Genomic DNA, 19754 nt, shown 5'->3' on the forward strand with positions numbered 1-19754 from the left:
CTTAACGCATCATAAAACCAATGAATAAAATAGGAAAACAGTCTTTGACATTCTGTTTGCATCGCATATCATTGCCACATTTTGAACAACACTGGTGAATAAGCGTGCTATGACTCGTTCTTTTGTAGAAGTAAAAAATCTCACCTTTAAACGTGGTGAGCGTGTCATTTATGATCGCCTGAATTTACGCGTTGAACAGGGAAAAATCACTGCCATAATGGGGCCGTCAGGGATTGGGAAAACCACCTTGTTGCGTCTTATTGGTGGGCAACTTTCACCTGATAGCGGAGAAATTTTGGTCGATGGTAAGGATATTTGTCAAATGTCCCGTGCAGAGCTTTATAAATTGCGTCAGCGCATCGGAATGCTCTTTCAGTCAGGCGCATTGTTTACCGATATGTCCACCTTTGATAACGTGGCGTTCCCTATTCGCGAACATACCAATTTGCCAGAACAATTAATCCGTGAAATGGTATTGATGAAGTTGCAAGCGGTGGGGTTACGCGGTGCAGCGGATTTAATGCCCTCTGAATTATCTGGCGGTATGGCAAGGCGTGCAGCTTTAGCACGAACCATTGCCCTTGACCCTGAATTAATTATGTATGATGAGCCATTTACGGGACAAGATCCTATTAGTATGGGCGTAATTGTGAGCCTGATTAAACGCTTAAATCAAGCGTTACAGCTCACGTCTATCGTGGTTTCTCACGATGTACAAGAAGTGCTAAGTATCGCCGATTATGCCTATATTATTGCGGATAAAAAAGTGATTGCTGAAGGAACGCCAGCCGAATTGCTCGCTAGCCAAGATCCACAAGTGCAACAATTTATTAAAGGTGAAGCAGACGGCCCTGTGCGTTTCCATTACCCAGCTGGCGATTATGTTCAGGAGTTATTTGATGATAAGTGAGATGATTTCCGCCTTGGGACGCAGTGCCATCAATTTTTGCAAGGGCATTGGGCGTTCAGGTTTTATGCTATGGGGCGCATTAGTCGGGCAACCACAAATTAGAAAGCATTTTCCATTGCTGATTAAACAGCTTTATGTCTTGGGCGTGCAATCTTTACTGATTATTATGCTTTCAGGCTTGTTTATTGGTATGGTGCTTGGGCTACAAGGCTATGTGGTGCTAGTGGATTTTTCTGCTGAAACCAGCCTTGGGCAACTGGTTGCCCTTTCCTTATTACGCGAGCTAGGCCCTGTGGTTACCGCATTATTATTTGCAGGCCGAGCAGGATCTGCGCTAACCGCAGAAATTGGTTTGATGAAAGCCACCGAACAGCTTTCTAGCCTTGAAATGATGGCGGTTGATCCGCTGCGCCGCGTGATTTCGCCACGTTTTTGGGCGGGCGTGATTGCAATGCCGATCTTATCCATTATTTTTATCGCCATTGGTATTTGGGGTGGCTCATTGGTGGGGGTTGATTGGAAAGGCGTGGACGCAGGCAGTTTTTGGTCAGTAATGCAAAACTCAGTGAGCTGGAAAACCGATATTCTCAATGGCTTAATTAAGAGTCTATTTTTCGCCATTGCCGTGGTATGGATTGCTCTGTTTAATGGTTATGACAGCATACCAACTTCCGAAGGCATCAGCAAAGCCACCACCAAAACCGTGGTCAATGCTTCCCTTGTGGTACTTGGGCTAGATTTCGTTTTAACCGCGATAATGTTTGGTGGGAGTTAAAGTCTTTCTAGTGTATAAATAATGATATGCTTACTGTGCAATCAGGGATATGATTAACAATGAACTTGCAAAGGAGGACATATGGAACTTGTGCTAAAAGGTGAGAAAGAACTCAAAAAACGGTACAAAGCTAAAAATAGCTTTTATACGGTAGATGAAATAGATTTACTTTACAAATTAGAAAATGGTCTTGTTGAAACCAAATCGCAGGATCAAGTTATGGAAAATTTGCGTCATCGTTTAGGGCTAACTGAAAAATGATGAAGTTTGATTACAACATCGTTTGGTATAGTGTTGCTGAAAATAAATTGCTCAAGCAAGCAGACTATATTTTGCAAAAATCCCAAAATCCGATTATTTCTGAACAGTTTTATGATGCAATTAAAAGTGAAGTAGATAAATTGTCTTATACTGCGGATATTTACAAATTTCGTAAGCGAAAAGAAATCCCAATTTTAAATGGTAAATATCAAGTGAAATTTCTTATTGGTATTGAAAATGTTTATATTGTCGATTTCAAAGCAGCTTGGCAGAATGCTTATTAGCAGAACAATATTTGGTATATGTAGTTAATAGTTTATAAATTATGAAGTAACCAATGCGATTATTTCATTTCATTAAAAAACAGCACAAAATAAAGTGCGGTGTAAATTTAAGGTATTTTTATGCGACAAACAGCAAAGTATGAATTTTGGGTAGGGTTATTTTTATTGCTTGCCATTGGCGCTTTTGTCTTTTTAGGATTAAAAGTGGCAAATGTGCAAGGCTTTAGCCAAGCAAAATCTTATCAAGTGAGTGCAACTTTTGACAATATTGGTGGACTAAAAGTGCGTGCGCCATTAAAAGTTGGCGGTGTGGTAATTGGGCGAGTAAGTGATATCGAGCTTGATCCACAAACCTATTTGCCAGTGGTGAAGATTGCGATCAATCAAGAATATAACGAAATTCCTGATAACAGCTCGCTTTCAATTAAAACTTCAGGCTTATTAGGTGAACAATATATTGCGTTGAGCATTGGTTTTGATGATGGTGAAACCACTAAAATGCTCAAAGAGGGCAGTAAAATTGTGGATACCAAATCGGCAATGGTGTTAGAGGATTTAGTCGGCCAATTCCTTTATGGGGATAAGAATAAATCTGATGACAGCAAACCTGAAGCGCAACAATAATTTCTTTTTTCGTTTTACGGAGGAATCAATGTTAAAACAAACAATGACAAACTGGTTAAGCAAAACTTTAGTAATTTTCACCGCACTTTTTGCGGTGCAAGCAATGGCGGACGATAGCCCTTATGGCCTAATGCAAAAGGCATCAGACAAATTGTTTAACGATATTGCTAACAGCCAAAGCCAAATTAAACAAAACCCAAATTATTTAAGAACCATTGTGCGTAAAGATTTAATGCCTTATGTACACGTTAATTATGCGGGATCATTGGTGTTAGGGCAGTATTTCAAAAGTACCACGCCAGAGCAGCGTACAAAATTTTTCGCCGCCTTTGATCAATTTATTGAGCAATCTTATGCGCAAGTTTTAACCCTATATAAAAACCAAAAAATTGACATTGAAAAACCGAAAAATGTGTCTGATAACCAAATGAGCATTCGCGTGAAAGTGATGCAAAATGGTAATGCGCAGCCAATTAATTTAACCTTCTTCTGGCGTAAAAACAGCAGAACGGGTGAATGGCAAGTGTATGATATGGCGGCTGAAGGCGTGAGTATGGTAAACACCAAAAAACAAGAATGGAGTGCAACCTTACGCAAAGACGGCATTGAAGCGCTGACCCAACAAGTGCAAAAAGCGGCAAATGCGCCTGTTACATTGGGTAAATAATCAATGCACAATACATCAGGTTTAGCACCAAGTTTAACTTGGGCATTTGAACAAAATGATGATAAGATAACGCTCCGCTTGACTGGGGCGTTATCCAGAAAAACGTTGTTGCCATTGTGGGAACAACGTTATTCTTTTTTATCTACGGATAAAATTGCGCACCAGCAACTTATTTGGGAACTTGCCGATTTAACGCGAATTGACAGTGCAGGCTTTGCCTTATTGTGTGATTTTATTCATCATTGCCAAAAGCAAGCACAGACGCAAATCATTCAAAATGCACCTGAGCAATTCCTCACATTGGCTGATCTTTTTGGGTTATCAAAATGGATTGACCCGTTTTTACAACATAGTGGAAATAATTAATGGAAACGCAAGAAATTGAACGAATTTTAAAAGACGCACTTGGGCTTGAAGAAGTTTATGTACAAGGCGAGAACGCCCATTTCGGCGTGATTGTTATTGATGATGAGATTGCCACACTTTCAAGATTAAAACAGCAACAAACTATCTATGCACCATTAATGGGCTATTTTTCCACTGGCGAAATTCACGCCTTAACCATTAAAACCTTTACCCAAGAAAAGTGGAAACGTGAGCGTTTACTTAACCCAATTAATTAATCAGTAGGACATTGATATGCAAAAATTTCGTGTTTATGGGCAATCTCGTTTAAGCGGTGATGTTAAAATCTCAGGGGCAAAAAATGCCGCTTTGCCTATTTTATTTGCCGCAATCTTAGCCGAAGAACCTGTTACCTTAACCAATGTACCCGAGTTAAAAGATATTGAAACCACACTAAAAATTTTGCGTCAGCTTGGTATGCAAGTAGAGCAAAAAGACGGTGGCGTGGTGTATTTAGACGGCTCAAAAATCAATCATTTCATTGCACCTTATGAACTGGTGAAAACAATGCGTGCTTCAATTTGGGCATTAGCACCTTTGGTGGCGCGTTTTCATCAAGGACAGGTTTCGCTCCCCGGTGGTTGTGCCATTGGTGCGCGTCCTGTGGATTTACATATCAGCGGTTTAGAACGTTTAGGCGCAGAAATTGTACTTGAAGATGGTTACGTCAAAGCGCATACCAATGGGCGTTTGATCGGCACACGAATTGTAATGGAAAAAGTGAGCGTGGGCGCAACCCTTTCTATTATGACTGCAGCCACCCTTGCACAGGGGACAACCATTATTGAAAATGCTGCACGCGAACCTGAAATTGTGGATACCGCCGTATTCTTAAATAAAATGGGCGCGAAAATTAGCGGTGCAGGCACAGATACTATCACTATTGAAGGGGTAGAGCGTCTAACTGGCTGTGAACACGCGGTGGTGGCCGATCGTATTGAAACTGGCACATTCCTTGTGGCAGGGGCGATTTCAGGCGGGCGCATTGTTTGCCATAACACGAAAGCGGATACCCTTGATGCGGTGATTGATAAATTGCGTGAAGCGGGGGCTGAAATTGAGATCACCGAAGATACCATCACGCTAGATATGAAAGGCAAACGTCCAAAAGCGGTGAATATTCGCACAATGCCACACCCTGGTTTCCCAACGGATATGCAAGCGCAGTTCACTCTATTAAATATGGTGGCGGAAGGCACAAGTAAAATTACCGAAACCATTTTTGAAAACCGCTTTATGCACATTCCAGAATTAATCCGTATGGGCGGAAAAGCTGAAATTGAAGGCAACACCGCGATTTGCCACGGTGTAGAAAGCCTTTCAGGTGCGGAAGTAATGGCAACGGATTTACGCGCTTCAATCAGCTTGGTGTTGGCGGGTTGTATCGCAAGTGGTGAAACCATTGTAGATCGCATTTATCATATTGATCGTGGCTATGAGCATATCGAAGATAAATTGCGTGGTTTAGGTGCGAAAATTGAGCGCTTTACTGAACAGGATACGTTTGAATAAAAATAAGGAAATCTCTTCTAAATTTTATTTCCTTTCGTTACCACCTTAATAAAATAGCCAGAAAACTTCTGGCTATTTTTATACCGATAACAAAATTACTCTTTGTAAATAATGCCTTTGTTTGCCTCAAAATCGGCTGCTTTAATTGGCGAATGTTCTTGGAAATATTCTTTCAAGCTGTCTGCATCAACAAAGCCCGCATTAACATAGGTTGGGTTATCTGTCATTACTGGATAACCATCACCACCTGCAGCACAATAACTTGGTAAAGAAATGCGATACATTTTATTGAGATCGATTGGTTTTCCTTGAATTTTCACATCAGATACTTTTTTCGCTTTGCGATCTACAGTCATTGTAATGCCATAGAACTGTGGATAAGCCCCTGAATCCACTTCTTTTAATGCCACGACATCAAGATAATTGAGCAAATCTTTTCCGTTCATCTCAAAATAGCTGATGATATTACCGAAAGGTTGTACAGTTAGAATATCTTTATAGGTTACATCTCCCCCTTCAATAGAAGCACGGATACCGCCGGAATTCATAATACCGATGTCGGCTTTCACGCGTTCTGCTTGTGAACGGGCAATTAGTTGTCCTAAGTTTGTTTGATGGAAACGTACAATATCGCGATCGCCCACTAAACGATCATCAACTTTCCCAACGACTTGACCAAGCAATTTATCCCCTTGATCTTGATAGGTTTTGAGATGCGCAAGTAATGCTGGATCGGCTGGAATTTCTTCTTGATACAACACATATTCACTTGAGCCGTCTTCTTTTTTCACTTTCTTTTTCAAGTTAATTGGTACTAATTGATAATTTTCTAAGGTGAGCTTGCCATCTTTAAAGGTGAAATCTGCACGCCCTAAATATTTGCCCCATTCCCCTGCTTGCATGATCCAAGTGTTTTTCTCAAACAATGGTTTACAGCTATCGCCCGGTTTAAATTTACTGTTAAATGAACCGTCTTCATTTATGCATAGTGTGTCGTGCGTATGTCCGCCGATAACAATATCAAATGCTCCCGCAGGCAATTCGCGTACCATTGAAACATCGCCCGGTGCGTTAGAACCGTATTTCGCATCAGGGTAAAATCCCATATGCGTAAGGGCGATTTTGAGATCGGGCTGTTCATTTTTGTCTAATTCTGCGAGCACGGTTTTTGCACTTTCCGCTGGGCGTTCAAATCTCACAGCGGACATAAATTCAGGATTTCCTAGCTTCGCCGTATCTTCTGTGGTTAATCCAACCACTGCAATTTTTAATCCTTGTTTGTCTAAAATCGTGTAAGGATTGACTAATAAATCCCCTGTTTTTTGATTATAAACATTCGCAGCAAGGAATGGGAATTTTGCCCATTTCTCTTGCATTTCAAGAAGTTGTAATGGATTATCAAATTCGTGATTGCCTAGTGTTAATGCCTCGTAGCCCATCAAATTTAATGCTTCAATATCAGGTTTGGCATTTTGTAAATCAGACTCTGGCACACCCGTGTTGAAATCGCCTGCATTGAGCAAGATCACTGAACCACCTTTCTGTTCAACTTCCGCACGAATGCGATCAATCAAAGTTTTTTGCGCTGCTAAACCATATTCACCATTTTTATTTTGCCAGTAATGACCGTGTAAATCGTTCGTGTGAAGCAATGTGAAATGATAAGTTTGGTTGGCTTGGTAAGCATAGCTGAAAGAAGAAATGGCTAAAAGTGATGTGAGTGTTGAGTATTTGAACAATGAGGCTAATTTCATAATCATTCTCCTAGTTGGTTAATTAGCAAATTTATTTTATCGGAAGTTGCGCAAAAAGAGATCATTTATTTCGTAGAATGAAAAAGAAATTGCGATATTTTTAAGTGCGGTGCAATTTTTACGAATTTTTATCGTAAAAAAGAATCTATGATCTGCCCTTAGTCTGTTATTTCTTGAGGGCAGAACATAGACTATGCCTTTATTTTTCCTTAGCTGAGTTCACGCATAAACGCTTGTGCTTTTTCTACCATTTCTTTTGAACCAACAAAGAACGGTGAGCGTTGGTGTAATTCCGTTGGTTGAATATCTAAAATTCGCTGATAGCCATCAGTGGCAAGTCCGCCTGCTTGTTCGGCTAAAAACGCTATTGGATTGCCTTCATAAAGTAAGCGAAGTTTGCCATTTGGATAGTTTGTAGCACTTGGATAAATATAAATCCCACCTTTCAATAAATTGCGGTGGAAATCAGAAACCAATGAGCCAATATAGCGCGATGTATAAGGACGTTGAGTAGCTTTGTCTTCCTCTTGGCAGTATTTAATGTATTTTTTCACCCCTAATGGGAATTTGAGATATTGTCCTTCATTAATAGAATAAATTTTACCCGATGTTGGCATTTGAATATTTTCGTGTGAAAGGCAAAATACTCCTAAAGACGGATCGTAAGTAAAGCCATTCACCCCATTACCAGTGGTATAAACCAACATTGTTGATGAACCATAAACAATATAACCAGCTGCCACTTGACGATGCCCCGGTTGCAAAAAATCTTCTAAGGTTACTGGTGTTCCGATAGGGGAAACACGGCGGTAAATAGAAAAAATCGTGCCAACGGCAACATTCACATCAATATTTGATGAGCCGTCTAAGGGATCGGTTAAAATTACATATTTCGCATTGCGTCCGCGTTCGGTATCAAAGGCAACAAAATTTTCTTCTTCTTCGGAAGCAAATCCTGCCACTTCTTCGCGTGCAATGAGGGCTTGTTTCATTGTGTTGTGAGCAAATAAATCTAACTTCATTTGCTCTTCACCTTGCACATTCTCCACGCCAGAGTTACCAATAATGTTATTGGTTAGCCCAGCTTTGTTAATATCACGGTGGATTACTTTCGCCACTAAGCGAATAGAAGAAAGAATGCCTGAAAGTTCGCCTTTTGCATTGGGATATTCCGCTTGTTTTTCAACAATAAATTGCCCTAACGTTTTCATAATTTATCCTTATTTTTGAATGAATACATTGTACAGTTTGAAAGAGTTGATTTATTATAGCTAGCCTTTGAACAAGAGAAATAATCTCCTACTGAGTTTGTGATCTCAGGCACATTTTATTTTCGTTTTTTGTATAAGAGATAAAAAAATGACACAAAAACATATTCATATTCTTGGAATTTGCGGCACGTTTATGGGTGGTGTGGCGATTATTGCCAAACAGATGGGATATAAAGTAACGGGATCGGATGTTAATGTGTATCCGCCAATGAGTACTTTTTTACAGGAAAATCAAATTGAAATTATCCCGAATTATGATCCTGCTCAGCTTATGCCTGCGCCAGATTTAGTGTTAATTGGCAATGCAATGAAGCGTGGCAATCCTTGCGTGGAATATGTGCTTGAGAATAGGTTACCTTATACATCAGGACCGCAGTGGTTGCACGATAACTTATTGCGTGATCGCTGGGTGTTGGCGGTTTCTGGTACGCACGGGAAAACCACCACAACAGGTATGCTCAGCTGGATTTTAGAGAAAAATGGACTAAATCCCGGCTTTTTAATCGGTGGCATCGCGGGCAATTTTGGTACATCAGCCCGTTTAGGTGAAAGCCCATTTTTTGTCATTGAAGCTGATGAATATGACACCGCATTTTTTGATAAACGCTCAAAATTCATTCACTACAATCCAAAAACCTTGATTATCAATAACATTGGTTTTGATCACGCGGATATTTTTGATGATCTCAAAGCGATCCAACGCCAATTTCATCATATGATCCGCACCATTCCTGCAAGTGGACGCATTTTATCTTTCGCCAATGAACAAAGTGTAAAAGAAACCTTAGAAATGGGCTGTTGGTCTGAACAGCAATTCTTGGGAGAAGGACAAGAATGGTATGCCGAACGCATCACCAATGATTGCACCGAGTTTGCTGTGTATCATTTTGGCGAAAAAGTGGCAGAAGTGAAATGGAATATTGTTGGACAACATAATATGCACAACGCATTAATGGCGATTGCTGCAGCGTATCACGCAGGTGTGTCGATTGAAAATGCCTGTGCCGCTTTAGGCAGTTTCATTAATGCAAAACGTCGTTTAGAGTTAAAAGGCGAAGTGAATGGCATTAGCGTGTATGATGATTTTGCCCATCACCCTGCAGAAATTCTCGCAACTTTAACCGCACTTCGCGATAAAGTGGGCGGTGGCGTGCGAATTCTTGCGGTGTTAGAACCCCGTTCCAATACAATGAAAATGGGTGTTCATAAAGATGAACTAGCGCCTGCACTAGTGCGTGCTGATCATATCTTTTTATTACAGCCAGACAACATTCCGTGGGATGTGGTGGACATCGCAAACCAATGCGTTCAACCTGCTAGCTGGACAGCAAATTTAGATAAATTAGTGGATATGATTGTGGCAGAAGCCAAACCAAGCGACCACATTTTAGTGATGTCAAATGGCAGTTTTGGTGGTATTCATCAAAAATTACTTGATAAATTAGCTAATTAAAAAATAAATGGGATTTATTGAAAATAAAAGGTGCTATTTTAGCTATATGCTGTTACTATGGCTTTGCTTTTTAAGCAGTAGAGATAACAATCAATAATCTGTGGCTATATTTAAAGTTTTTTATTTTATCATCATAATATTATTGCGTTATCTAAGATTAGATTTAACTTAGGATTTACAATGTCTAAAAATAATGGAACCGTTAAATGGTTTAACGAAACAAAAGGGTTTGGTTTTTTACAATCAGAAGGTGGAGAAGAAGTGTTTGTACATTTCTCAGCAATTCAATCTAAAGGATTCCGCACCTTAAAAGAAGGTCAAGCCGTGGAGTTTGATATTATTGATGATAAAAGAGGAAAAAAAGCAGAAAACGTAATGATTTTAGCTTAATTCTTTTTACTAAAACACCGCAACGAAAGTGCGGTGTTTTTTTATGGAAAATATTCTAAATAATCTTGATCAGAAGAATAAGGAAAAAGACAAATAAAAAACCGCCGATAAAATCGGCGGTTAAAAATCTGGTTGCGGGGGCTGGATTTGAACCAACGACCTTCGGGTTATGAGCCCGACGAGCTACCAAGCTGCTCCACCCCGCGTCTGTGGGGGCGTACTATACGCCGTTTTATTTTTAATGCAAGCCTTAATCCTAAAAAAATGGTTTAACTGATAGAAAAATCAGCAATTTGCTGAGTTTCAAGGCAAAATGCACAAAATTTCCACCGCACTTTTCTTGATCTAAAAAATAAAAGAACGCAAAAACTGCTATCACTTTGAGCGGTTTTTTGTTATTTTACGCCGTTTGATTGCAAATGATTTTATTAAGGAACTTCAAATGCCGATGTCTGCAAAATTTTTCAAAAATTGCACCGCACTTTTAACTATCGCGGTGCTTTCTGCTTGCTCTAGTTCAACCCATAAAACAACCAAAAAAGTGAGCGTTAAAAATACCACTACTGATACCAAAATTTTCGGTGCAAAATATGATGGACGCACCTATCAGCAACAATTCTTAATGCCTGTTTCCAGCGTAGAAAATCGAAGTGCGGTGATAAATCAAGGGGATTTTTTAACTCAACTTTCTAATGTACGTCAATATTCTTCACGCTTAACCAATAAATTTGCGGTGAGCTACGGCAAAATCACTAACTGGGTTTTATCGGGAGCAAACGTCAATGAGTTATCCAGTTTCGGCATTCAGCCAATGATTATGAAAGGGCAAGATGGCTATCAAAACGTGTTGATGACGGGCTATTATTCTCCAGTTATCCACGCACGCCGTACGCCACAAGGTAAATATAATCAGCCCATTTATGCATTGCCAAGCCCATCGCAAAAACGCGTGAGCCGTGCGCAAATTTATGCCGGCGCATTGCGTGGCAAAGGCTTAGAACTAGCTTACAGCGATTCAATGATCGACAATTTCTTGCTTGGCGTGCAAGGCAGTGGCTATGTAGATTTTGGTAACGGCGACTTGAACTATTTCGCCTACGCAGGGCAAAACGGCTTAGATTATGTGGCGGTTGGGCGTTTATTGGTGGAAGATGGTGAAATTGCCAGAGAAAAAATGTCTATCCAAGCCATTAAAGATTGGGCAAAGGCGAACCCTTCACGCTTGCAAGCCTTGTTAGAACGCAATCCATCTTATGTCTATTTTAAAAACGATCCAACGGGCAAAGTGAAAGGCTCGGCAGGCGTGCCGCTCGTGCCAATGGCATCGATTGCTTCCGATCGCTCACTTATCCCTTCTGGCTCGGTGGTGTTAGTGGAAGTGCCACAAATTGACCGTAAAGGTAACTGGACTGGCGAACACAAATTGCATTTGATGATTGCCTTAGATGTGGGCGGCGCGGTAAAAGGCCATCACTTTGATTTATATCGCGGGATCGGTGATGAAGCAGGCCATATCGCAGGCTTATCCAAACATTACGGACGTGTGTGGTTATTACAATAATGACAGCGCGTATTGATAATTATGAACAGCGCTTTGGTGGCATTGGGCGACTTTACAGCCCTGCTGCCTTGCAACGTTTACGCCAAGCGCACATTTGCGTGATCGGCATTGGTGGCGTGGGATCTTGGGCGGTGGAAGCCCTTGCTCGCTCTGGCATTGGTGAGATCACAATGATTGATATGGACGATATTTGCGTTACCAATATTAATCGCCAAATCCACGCCATTTCTGGCAATGTGGGCAAGCTGAAAACGGAAGTGATGGCAGAACGTGTTGCATTGATCAATCCTGATTGCAAGGTGCATATTATTGATGACTTTCTTTCCAGCGAAAATTTAGCGGATTACCTCAATCGTGGCTATGATTATGTGATTGATGCCATTGATAGCGTCAAAACCAAAGCTGCGCTGATTGCCTATTGCAAACGCAACAAGATAAAGGTTATCACCGTGGGCGGGGCGGGCGGTCAAACCGATCCAAGTCAAATTCAAATTGCTGATTTGAGCCGCACCATTCAAGATCCCCTCGCCGCAAAAGTGCGGTCAATTTTACGCAAGGATTTTCATTTTAGCCAAAATCCAAAGCGAAAATTTGGGGTGGATTGCGTGTTTTCAACGCAACCGCTGATTTTTCCTCAAATGAGCGAAAATTGCCAGGTGTCTGCTACGATGAATTGTGCCAATGGTTTTGGTGCGGCGACAATGATCACCGCAACCTTTGGCTTCTTCGCCGTTTCCCGCGTAATCGAAAAATTATTAATGACAACCACCTAGTCTTCTTATTTTTTAATAAAAAAAAAGATAGCAATTTTTTGCAAAACGATCTAAGCTAAGCCGACAATTTCTGAGAATCATTCTTAAAAATGGGAGCGTTTATGACAACCTTAAATCGTTTATTTAAGCACAGTGCTGTCGCGGCAGCGGTGTTTTCTTTTTCTACTTTGGCAAGTGCGAGCGTGGTTAGCTCCATAAAACCCCTTGGTTTTATTGCCTCCTCCATCGCGGACGGGGTTACGGACACGCAAGTGCTTGTGCCAGCGGGGGCTTCGCCACACGACTATAATCTGAAACCTTCCGATGTGCAAAAATTGAAATCGGCGGATTTGGTACTATGGGTCGGTGAAGACGCGGACGCGTTTCTTGCCTCGTCATTACAAAAAAATGTGGACGCAAGCAAAGTGGTTACGATCGCGAAATTGGCAGGCATCACACCTGATATGCTAGCCAAAGGCGAACATCATCACCACGATCACGACCATCACCATCACGATGGTGAAGATCACGACCACGACCACGAGCATCATCACGATCACGGAAAATCAGAGGCTCACGAGCATCAGCACAATCATGGAACAGATGACGCTCACGACCACGATCACGATGAATTAGAAACCAACTGGCACGTTTGGTATTCACCACGCATTAGCCAAGTGGTGGCTGAAGCGGTGGCAGATAAGCTCACTCAACAATTCCCTGCGAAAAAAGCGCTGATTGAAAAAAACTTAGCCGAATTTAACCGCTCTTTGAACGCACAAAATGAGAAAATCAAGCAACAGCTCGCTCCAGTGCAGAAAAAAGGCTTCTATGTATTCCACGATGCCTATACCTATTTCAACGAGGCTTACGGATTAAACCAAGTGGGTGCGTTTACTATCAACCCATTGGTTGCCCCAGGTGCGAAAAAATTGGCCCATATCAAAGAAGAAATCGAAGAGCATAAAGTCGGTTGCTTATTTGCCGAGCCACAATTCACCCCAAAAGTGATCGAAACCTTGCATAAATCCACTGGCGTAAAAGTAGGGCGTTTAGACCCAATGGGCGATGCCGTTGCCTTAGGTAAAGATTCTTACGCCAACTTTCTACAATATACCGCGGACAGTTATTATAACTGCTTGAAATAATAGTATTTTGTGTTTAGAGCGAACATTAACTGTTCGCTCTTTCTTTTGCCTAAAAATCGAATTAAAATCGACCGCTCTTTACGGCTCTGTTATAATCCCGCCATTCTTTTTGATGAAGCATAAGAGATGCCAATGAAAAAATTATTTGCCACCACTTCCCGTGGCTTTGAAGAATTATTAAAAACCGAACTCAGCGAGCTTGGCGCACAAGAATGTCAAATTGCGCAAGGGGGCGTACATTATTTAGCCGATGAAGAAACCCTTTACCGCACGCTGTTGTGGTCAAGGCTCAGCTCGCGCATTTTACTGCCTTTGGCACAAAGCAAAATTTATAGCGATTTGGATCTTTACTCTACCGTCATCGGGCAAAATTGGCTGGATATTTTTGACGAACGCTGCCAATTTGTGGTGGATTTTAACGGCACAAACCGTGAAATTCGCCATACTCAATTTGGGGCAATGCGAGTGAAAGATGGCATTGTGGATTATTTTGAGCGTCAAGGCAAAGCGCGCCCGAGCGTGGATAAAGACAATCCTGATATTCGCATTCACGCCTATTTAAACCGTGATGATTTCATTCTTTCCCTTGATTTAAGTGGCGATGCCTTGCATTTGCGTGGCTACCGTGAAGACACAGGTGCTGCGCCATTGCGTGAAACCTTGGCGGCGGCCATTGTGCTGCGTTCAGGCTGGCAACAAGGCACGCCGCTGGTTGATCCAATGTGTGGTTCAGGCACATTGTTGATTGAAGCAGCACAAATGGAAGCAAAAATTGCACCGCAGTTGCACCGCTTACGTTGGGGATTTGATTTCTGGAAAGGGCATAATCCGCAGGCTTGGCAAAAAGTGAAAGACCAAGCCATCGCCCTTGCCGAACAAGGCTCACAGCAGGCTCAAGCCCATTTTTATGGGTTTGATTTAGATCACCGCGTGTTACAAAAAGCGCAACGCAACGCGAAAAATGCTGGTGTTGCCCATTTAATTCAGTGGAAACAAGGCGATGTGGCAGCGTTGAAAAATCCAGCCAGCGAGAAAGGCACGCTAATTTGTAATCCGCCTTATGGCGAACGCTTAGGCACAACCCCTGCGCTCATTGCCCTGTATTCCGTATTTGGGCAACGTTTAAAACAGCAATTCGGTGGTTGGAATGCGTCTATTTTCGGTGGTGAACCTGCGTTGTTAGACTGCCTGCGATTGCGTTCGCACCGCCAATTTAAAGCGAAAAATGGGCCGTTAGATTGCGTACAAAAAAATTATCAGATCGCTGAAAACAAGCACGCACAAATTGAAAGTGCGGTACAAAATTCGCAAATTTCTTCCGCAGAAAATCCGCCCGTTGCGCAAGATTTCGCTAACCGCTTGCAGAAAAATAGCAAGAAAATCGAAAAATGGGCAAAACAGCAAGGCATTAATGCGTACCGCCTTTATGATGCTGATCTGCCTGAATATAACGTGGCGGTGGATCGCTATTTAGATCATATTGTAGTGCAAGAATACGCCGCGCCAAAAAATATTGATGAAAACAAAGCCCGTCAGCGTTTGCTTGATGCGGTAACCGCCACCCTTGCCGTTACGGGCGTGGAAACCAATAAATTGGTGCTAAAAGTTCGCCAAAAACAAAAAGGCACAAACCAATATGAAAAATTGGCCAACAAAGGCGATTATTTCTATGTGGAAGAATATGGCGCGAAACTTTGGGTGAATTTAACGGATTATCTGGACACGGGGCTATTTTTGGATCACCGCTTAACCCGCAAAATGCTGGGTGAAATGGCACAAGGCAAAGATTTCCTGAATTTGTTTGCTTACACTGGCTCTGCCACCGTTCACGCTGCGCTAGGTGGCGCAAAATCCACCACCACCGTGGATATGTCGAACACTTATCTCAACTGGGCAGAACAAAATTTAATTTTAAATGACATCGAAGGTAAACAGCATAAATTGATCCAAAGCGATTGCCTACAATGGCTAGAAAAATGCGACCGCCAATTCGATTTGATTTTCGTTGATCCCCCTACGTTCTCTAATTCTAAACGAATGGAAAACAGCTGGGACGTACAGCGCGATCACATTCAATTATTCACCCACTTAAAACGCATTTTACGCCCAAACGGCACAATTGTGTTTTCCAACAATAAACAAAAATTCAAAATGGATTTTGACGGCATCGCTAATCTCGGCCTAAGTGCGGTAGAAATTTCAGCCAAAACCTTGCCACTAGATTTTGAACGTAATAAGCATATTCATAATTGTTGGTTAGTAAGGTTCATCAAATAAATTTTGGATTTTTGTACCGCACTTTAAAGTTAAACAATTCTTAGATTGAAAGATAAAAAAACCTTTTCTTACGAAAAGGTTTTTTATTTTCGCGTTTATCTTAAATGTGCCATACGGCAAAAATGGTTAAGATTGAAAATAGCGTAGCGAGTCCGTAGAAAATCACGCCTGCGGCTGGAATATGTACTTTAAAATCGTGCAAACCTAGGTGAACACGGTGAATGCCACACCAAGCAGGGAAGATTAGTAATGCAAGGAGTGCTAATTTTCCTATCCAAGTGCCTGCAAATGCGATGATATTGTCTGGCGAAACCAATCCAAATGGAAGTAAAAAGCCTAAAATCAGCACAAGAACAGGGAAGAATACGGCACTGATTGCACCGCCCGCACCAAATAATAACCATACAACAGGCTCATTCGAACGTTTTGGATTTTGTTTATTCATATTCTTATTTCCTATACGAGAATTAAGGTAATAATGCTAACGAAAGCGGTGATCCCCCAGAATACACGAGAGATCAATTTGGCATCTAGGCGTTCATTTTTCACAATAATATTAGCCATTTGTGGTGCCATATTAAAGAACGTGTAGCTATTTAATAATACTGCACCAAGGGTGATGATGTTTAAAATCACCACGATTGGGTTTTGCAAGAAATGAACAAAGTTTGTGGCGAATGTGCCATTGCCTAGGCAAATTAAGCCGTAAAATAGCTCTAAACAAAACCATAGGGTTGGAACGGCTGTGCTTTCACGCAATACATAGAATTTGTAAAAATCTAACTTTTTCCACCAAGTTGGTTTCACTTCACGCACATATTTTTTGCGTTTGCTTGCGGTTACTGTTGTCATTTTACTTCTCCTTTAGTTTTGCGGTTTTAACATTGCAAAAACGTAGTCTTTCGCACTTTCGATTTTGCCTTGGTTCACTGCGGAGGCTGGATTAACGTGTTTTGGACACACTTCAGAACAGTAACCCACGAATGTACAGCTCCACACCCCGTTATCGCCGTTAAGAATTTTCATTCGTTCAGCTTTACCGTGATCACGATTATCAAGGTTATAGCGATGCGCCAATGTAATTGCAGCAGGGCCGACAAATCCTGGATTTAAGCCGAATTGTGGGCAAGCTGCATAGCATAAACCACAGTTAATGCACATTGAGAATTGACGATATTTCTCTAGCTGTGCTGGGGTTTGTTTGGTGCGACTTTTCGCTAATTCCGCCGATGGGTGCGGTTTGCCGTCCAGCGGTGGGGCTTCATTACCGATAATGTAAGGTTTAATGCTTTCTAAACTTTCAATAAAGTGGCTGAGATCCACCACCAAATCGCGCTCAATTGGGAAGTTAGCCAATGGTTCAATACGCATATGCCCGCTGTAATCACGCAAGAATGTTTTGCAAGCGAGTTTTGGCTTGTTATTCACCATCATTCCGCAAGAGCCACAAATTGCCATACGACAAGACCAGCGGTAAGACAATTCAGGTTCAAGTTTATCTTTAATATAACCAAGTGCATCTAACAATGAGGTTTGGCTATCATAAGGCACTTGGTAAGTTCTTAAATAAGGTTCTTTATCTACTTCAGGGTTATAACGCAGAACCTCAATATTCATCATTGTTTGATTAGCCATTTGTTTGCTCCTTAGCTTTCGCTGCCGCTTCTTGTGCTTCAGCTTCCGCACCATAAACACGTTTTGCAGGTTGAGATTTTGTGATTTTCACTGGGCTATATTCAATGCGAGGCATACCGTCAGCATTGTAGAAAGCCAAAGTGTGTTTTAAGTAATTCACATCATCACGTTCTGTGTAGTCTAAGCGTTGGTGAGCACCACGAGATTCTTTACGCTCAATGGCTGAATTCGCAATAGATTGTGCTACATCTAAAATGTAACCCAATTCCACGGTATAAAGTACATTGGTGTTGAACACGCTTGAGCGATCAGCAATGCGAATGCGTTTATAACGTTCTTTTAGTTCAGCAATTTTATCAACGGTTTGTTGCATACTTTCTTGTGTACGATAAATACCACAACCTTCTTCCATTGAATCGCCCATTTCATCACGGATTTGTGACCAAGATTCAGTACCGTCTTGGTTATATAAATCTTCTAAACGTTGGATTACATCGCGCGCTTGTGCATCTACCGCTGTTTGGTTGGCAGGTGCGGCTTCAGTAGCTCGTTTTGCTGCATATTCACCGGCAACACGGCCTAACACAACTAATTCGGCAAGTGAGTTAGAGCCTAAACGGTTCGCACCGTGCAAGCCTGATGAAGCACATTCACCCACAGCAAATAAACCTTTAATACGGGTTTCGCTGTTGAAGTCCACTTCAATACCACCCATTGTGTAATGCACAACAGGGCGCACAGGAATTGGTGCTTTGGCAGGATCAACACCCTCATAAGCGTTAGCAAGTTCACAAATAAATGGTAAACGTTCGTGCAAATATTTTTCACCTAAATGACGTAAATCAAGGTGGACCACGTCCACGCCTTTTGCGGTTTTTAAGGTGTTGCCTTTACGCCATTCTTGCCAGAACGCTTGCGACACTTTATCACGCGGGCCTAATTCCATATATTTATTTTCAGGTTTACCGATTGGCGTTTCAGGGCCTAGACCATAATCTTGTAAATAGCGGTAACCGTCTTTATTGACCAAAATACCACCTTCACCACGACAACCCTCAGTCATCAAAATCCCGGTATTTGGTAAACCAGTTGGGTGATATTGTACGAATTCCATATCACGCAATGGCACACCGTGGCGATACGCCATTGATAAACCATCACCGGTTACAATACCGCCGTTTGTATTGAAACGGAATGCACGACAACCACCACCGGTTGCGATAATCACCGCATTGGCATTGATTTGCACCAATGTGCCTTCCATCATATTCATTGCCACCATACCACGAGCGTGGCCATCATCAACAAGAATATCTAACACGAAATGCTCATCAAAACGTTGAATTTGCGGGAATTGCATTGAAGTTTGGAAAAGAGTATGTAACAAATGGAAGCCTGTTTTATCGGCGGCGAACCAAGTACGTTCGATTTTCATACCACCGAAACGACGCACATTTACATCACCGTCTTGTTTACGGCTCCAAGGGCAGCCCCAGCGTTCTAATTGCGTCATCTCAACAGGGGAATGTTCTACAAAGTATTCCACCACGTCTTGCTCACATAACCAATCGCCCCCAGCTACGGTATCGTGGAAATGTTTATCATAAGAGTCTTCTTCCTTGATTACTGCAGCGGCGCCTCCTTCTGCAGCCACAGTATGGCTACGCATAGGGTAAACTTTTGAAACTAAGGCAATTTTAAGGTTTGGATTTGCCTGTGCTGCTGCAATTGCCGCTCGTAAACCACCGCCACCAGCGCCAACAATTGCAATATCGACATTAACAGTTTGCACGATTTCCTCCAATATAAAGTAGATGAAATGTCTAAGAAAAATTTCAAATCGTTTGAAATTTATTAGGGTATATCTATTTTGCCACGCTTTTATAAAAGAAATCAGACTTTTTTAGCAAAAAAAGGGAGCAAAGTTTCAAAGTGTGATCTAACTCAAAAAAGTTAGTGAATATTTTAGCCTTAATGAGAACTTTTCTCTTTTAGAATGAAGCGATTGCGTAAAAACCTTTCATTGTGTTGAAATATTTCAGGTAAAATAACCGCACTTTTTTCACAAAATGGCT

Annotated in this window: 21 protein-coding genes and 1 tRNA gene; 15 read left to right on the top strand and 7 right to left on the bottom strand. The window is 41.6% G+C overall.

All coding sequences use genetic code 11. The annotated features are described in order from the left end of the window. Positions 1 to 109: 109 nt before the first annotated feature. From mlaF to murA, 9 genes are all read left to right on the top strand, one after another. Positions 110 to 910, top strand: coding sequence for a phospholipid ABC transporter ATP-binding protein MlaF (gene mlaF / locus ACNAV8_RS00325; protein ID WP_103855856.1), 801 nt, complete (start codon positions 110 to 112; stop codon positions 908 to 910). Further along, positions 900 to 1685 carry a lipid asymmetry maintenance ABC transporter permease subunit MlaE gene (mlaE, locus tag ACNAV8_RS00330; protein ID WP_103855857.1) on the top strand — a complete coding sequence of 262 codons (786 nt, stop codon included), beginning with the start codon at positions 900 to 902 and terminating at the stop codon, positions 1683 to 1685. The genes mlaF and mlaE overlap by 11 nt, the downstream gene beginning before the upstream one ends. Before the next feature lie 81 nt (positions 1686 to 1766). Next, the gene (locus tag ACNAV8_RS00335) at positions 1767 to 1946 is read left to right on the top strand and encodes a hypothetical protein (protein ID WP_103855858.1); all 180 of its coding nucleotides are present in this window, start codon (positions 1767 to 1769) and stop codon (positions 1944 to 1946) included. Continuing rightward, a complete protein-coding gene (locus ACNAV8_RS00340) occupies positions 1943 to 2230 on the top strand; it encodes a plasmid stabilization protein (protein ID WP_103855859.1) in 288 nt (95 codons plus the stop codon). Before ACNAV8_RS00335 ends, ACNAV8_RS00340 begins: the two co-directional genes overlap by 4 nt. A 120-nt stretch (positions 2231 to 2350) precedes the next feature. After that, positions 2351 to 2854, top strand: coding sequence for an outer membrane lipid asymmetry maintenance protein MlaD (mlaD, locus tag ACNAV8_RS00345; RefSeq protein WP_265755125.1), 504 nt, complete (start codon positions 2351 to 2353; stop codon positions 2852 to 2854). 28 nt (positions 2855 to 2882) lie between these two features. Further along, positions 2883 to 3521 carry a phospholipid-binding protein MlaC gene (gene mlaC, locus ACNAV8_RS00350; RefSeq protein WP_103855518.1) on the top strand — a complete coding sequence of 213 codons (639 nt, stop codon included), beginning with the start codon at positions 2883 to 2885 and terminating at the stop codon, positions 3519 to 3521. Between the two features lie 3 nt (positions 3522 to 3524). Beyond that, a complete protein-coding gene (locus tag ACNAV8_RS00355; RefSeq protein ID WP_103855517.1) occupies positions 3525 to 3887 on the top strand; it encodes an STAS domain-containing protein in 363 nt (120 codons plus the stop codon). After that, positions 3887 to 4144, top strand: a complete 258-nt coding sequence (locus tag ACNAV8_RS00360) for a BolA family protein (protein ID WP_103855516.1) — start codon at positions 3887 to 3889, stop codon at positions 4142 to 4144. The genes ACNAV8_RS00355 and ACNAV8_RS00360 overlap by 1 nt, the downstream gene beginning before the upstream one ends. 16 nt (positions 4145 to 4160) lie before the next feature. Continuing rightward, entirely contained in the window at positions 4161 to 5438 is a 1278-nt protein-coding gene (gene murA, locus ACNAV8_RS00365; protein ID WP_103855515.1) for a UDP-N-acetylglucosamine 1-carboxyvinyltransferase, read from the top strand. Between the two features lie 95 nt (positions 5439 to 5533). Here murA and ushA read toward each other — a convergent pair whose 3' ends face one another. Together ushA and fbp are read right to left on the bottom strand one after the other, a co-directional pair. Further along, positions 5534 to 7192: a bifunctional UDP-sugar hydrolase/5'-nucleotidase UshA gene (gene ushA / locus ACNAV8_RS00370; RefSeq protein ID WP_415777009.1), complete on the bottom strand. Its 1659-nt coding sequence runs from the start codon at positions 7190 to 7192 to the stop codon at positions 5534 to 5536. A gap of 209 nt (positions 7193 to 7401) precedes the next feature. Further along, a complete protein-coding gene (fbp, locus tag ACNAV8_RS00375; RefSeq protein WP_103855513.1) occupies positions 7402 to 8403 on the bottom strand; it encodes a class 1 fructose-bisphosphatase in 1002 nt (333 codons plus the stop codon). A 148-nt stretch (positions 8404 to 8551) separates the two neighbouring features. On the opposite strand from fbp, the gene mpl reads away from it, so the two are divergent. Together mpl and ACNAV8_RS00385 are read left to right on the top strand one after the other, a co-directional pair. After that, complete coding sequence (mpl, locus tag ACNAV8_RS00380; RefSeq protein ID WP_103855512.1) at positions 8552 to 9916, top strand: UDP-N-acetylmuramate:L-alanyl-gamma-D-glutamyl-meso-diaminopimelate ligase; 1365 nt, start codon at positions 8552 to 8554, stop codon at positions 9914 to 9916. 180 nt (positions 9917 to 10096) lie between these two features. Further along, positions 10097 to 10306, top strand: a complete 210-nt coding sequence (locus tag ACNAV8_RS00385) for a cold-shock protein (protein WP_103853257.1) — start codon at positions 10097 to 10099, stop codon at positions 10304 to 10306. A gap of 129 nt (positions 10307 to 10435) precedes the next feature. Here the strand turns inward: ACNAV8_RS00385 and ACNAV8_RS00390 are convergent. After that, positions 10436 to 10512, bottom strand: a tRNA-Met gene (locus tag ACNAV8_RS00390). A gap of 236 nt (positions 10513 to 10748) precedes the next feature. On the opposite strand from ACNAV8_RS00390, the gene mltA reads away from it, so the two are divergent. The 4 genes from mltA (at position 10749) to rlmKL (ending at position 16044) form a co-directional block, all read left to right on the top strand. Then, the gene (gene mltA, locus ACNAV8_RS00395) at positions 10749 to 11867 is read left to right on the top strand and encodes a murein transglycosylase A (RefSeq protein WP_415777010.1); all 1119 of its coding nucleotides are present in this window, start codon (positions 10749 to 10751) and stop codon (positions 11865 to 11867) included. After that, a complete protein-coding gene (gene tcdA, locus ACNAV8_RS00400; protein WP_181022031.1) occupies positions 11867 to 12640 on the top strand; it encodes a tRNA cyclic N6-threonylcarbamoyladenosine(37) synthase TcdA in 774 nt (257 codons plus the stop codon). The genes mltA and tcdA overlap by 1 nt, the downstream gene beginning before the upstream one ends. Before the next feature lie 101 nt (positions 12641 to 12741). Further along, entirely contained in the window at positions 12742 to 13767 is a 1026-nt protein-coding gene (gene znuA, locus ACNAV8_RS00405; RefSeq protein ID WP_103855510.1) for a zinc ABC transporter substrate-binding protein ZnuA, read from the top strand. Positions 13768 to 13899: 132 nt separating this feature from the next. Further along, a complete protein-coding gene (rlmKL, locus tag ACNAV8_RS00410) occupies positions 13900 to 16044 on the top strand; it encodes a bifunctional 23S rRNA (guanine(2069)-N(7))-methyltransferase RlmK/23S rRNA (guanine(2445)-N(2))-methyltransferase RlmL (protein WP_415777011.1) in 2145 nt (714 codons plus the stop codon). A gap of 100 nt (positions 16045 to 16144) precedes the next feature. Here the strand turns inward: rlmKL and frdD are convergent, their stop codons facing one another. Genes frdD through frdA form a run of 4 tightly spaced genes read right to left on the bottom strand, consistent with a single transcriptional unit; the run spans position 16145 to position 19471 of the window. After that, the gene (gene frdD, locus ACNAV8_RS00415) at positions 16145 to 16489 is read right to left on the bottom strand and encodes a fumarate reductase subunit FrdD (protein ID WP_103853252.1); all 345 of its coding nucleotides are present in this window, start codon (positions 16487 to 16489) and stop codon (positions 16145 to 16147) included. Positions 16490 to 16500: 11 nt separating this feature from the next. Beyond that, positions 16501 to 16896 (bottom strand): fumarate reductase subunit FrdC, encoded by a 396-nt coding sequence (frdC, locus tag ACNAV8_RS00420; protein WP_103855772.1) that lies wholly within the window; start codon positions 16894 to 16896, stop codon positions 16501 to 16503. 12 nt (positions 16897 to 16908) lie between these two features. Beyond that, positions 16909 to 17679, bottom strand: coding sequence for a succinate dehydrogenase/fumarate reductase iron-sulfur subunit (locus tag ACNAV8_RS00425; RefSeq protein WP_103855773.1), 771 nt, complete (start codon positions 17677 to 17679; stop codon positions 16909 to 16911). Next, entirely contained in the window at positions 17672 to 19471 is a 1800-nt protein-coding gene (gene frdA, locus ACNAV8_RS00430) for a fumarate reductase (quinol) flavoprotein subunit (protein WP_103855774.1), read from the bottom strand. The genes ACNAV8_RS00425 and frdA overlap by 8 nt, the downstream gene beginning before the upstream one ends. Positions 19472 to 19754 lie beyond the last annotated feature (283 nt).

The sequence above is a fragment of the Avibacterium endocarditidis genome (assembly GCF_965138825.1).
Lineage (GTDB): Bacteria > Pseudomonadota > Gammaproteobacteria > Enterobacterales > Pasteurellaceae > Avibacterium > Avibacterium endocarditidis.

Bases quoted from the DNA above. Each gene is read 5' to 3' on its own strand.
- mlaF (WP_103855856.1), top strand. From the start codon at position 110: ATGACTCGTTCTTTTGTAGAAGTAAAAAATCTCACCTTTAAACGTGGT.
- mlaE (WP_103855857.1), top strand. From the start codon at position 900: ATGATAAGTGAGATGATTTCCGCCTTGGGACGCAGTGCCATCAATTTT.
- ACNAV8_RS00335 (WP_103855858.1), top strand. From the start codon at position 1,767: ATGGAACTTGTGCTAAAAGGTGAGAAAGAACTCAAAAAACGGTACAAA.
- ACNAV8_RS00340 (WP_103855859.1), top strand. From the start codon at position 1,943: ATGATGAAGTTTGATTACAACATCGTTTGGTATAGTGTTGCTGAAAAT.
- mlaD (WP_265755125.1), top strand. From the start codon at position 2,351: ATGCGACAAACAGCAAAGTATGAATTTTGGGTAGGGTTATTTTTATTG.
- mlaC (WP_103855518.1), top strand. From the start codon at position 2,883: ATGTTAAAACAAACAATGACAAACTGGTTAAGCAAAACTTTAGTAATT.
- ACNAV8_RS00355 (WP_103855517.1), top strand. From the start codon at position 3,525: ATGCACAATACATCAGGTTTAGCACCAAGTTTAACTTGGGCATTTGAA.
- ACNAV8_RS00360 (WP_103855516.1), top strand. From the start codon at position 3,887: ATGGAAACGCAAGAAATTGAACGAATTTTAAAAGACGCACTTGGGCTT.
- murA (WP_103855515.1), top strand. From the start codon at position 4,161: ATGCAAAAATTTCGTGTTTATGGGCAATCTCGTTTAAGCGGTGATGTT.
- ushA (WP_415777009.1), bottom strand. From the start codon at position 7,192: ATGAAATTAGCCTCATTGTTCAAATACTCAACACTCACATCACTTTTA.
- fbp (WP_103855513.1), bottom strand. From the start codon at position 8,403: ATGAAAACGTTAGGGCAATTTATTGTTGAAAAACAAGCGGAATATCCC.
- mpl (WP_103855512.1), top strand. From the start codon at position 8,552: ATGACACAAAAACATATTCATATTCTTGGAATTTGCGGCACGTTTATG.
- ACNAV8_RS00385 (WP_103853257.1), top strand. From the start codon at position 10,097: ATGTCTAAAAATAATGGAACCGTTAAATGGTTTAACGAAACAAAAGGG.
- mltA (WP_415777010.1), top strand. From the start codon at position 10,749: ATGCCGATGTCTGCAAAATTTTTCAAAAATTGCACCGCACTTTTAACT.
- tcdA (WP_181022031.1), top strand. From the start codon at position 11,867: ATGACAGCGCGTATTGATAATTATGAACAGCGCTTTGGTGGCATTGGG.
- znuA (WP_103855510.1), top strand. From the start codon at position 12,742: ATGACAACCTTAAATCGTTTATTTAAGCACAGTGCTGTCGCGGCAGCG.
- rlmKL (WP_415777011.1), top strand. From the start codon at position 13,900: ATGAAAAAATTATTTGCCACCACTTCCCGTGGCTTTGAAGAATTATTA.
- frdD (WP_103853252.1), bottom strand. From the start codon at position 16,489: ATGAATAAACAAAATCCAAAACGTTCGAATGAGCCTGTTGTATGGTTA.
- frdC (WP_103855772.1), bottom strand. From the start codon at position 16,896: ATGACAACAGTAACCGCAAGCAAACGCAAAAAATATGTGCGTGAAGTG.
- ACNAV8_RS00425 (WP_103855773.1), bottom strand. From the start codon at position 17,679: ATGGCTAATCAAACAATGATGAATATTGAGGTTCTGCGTTATAACCCT.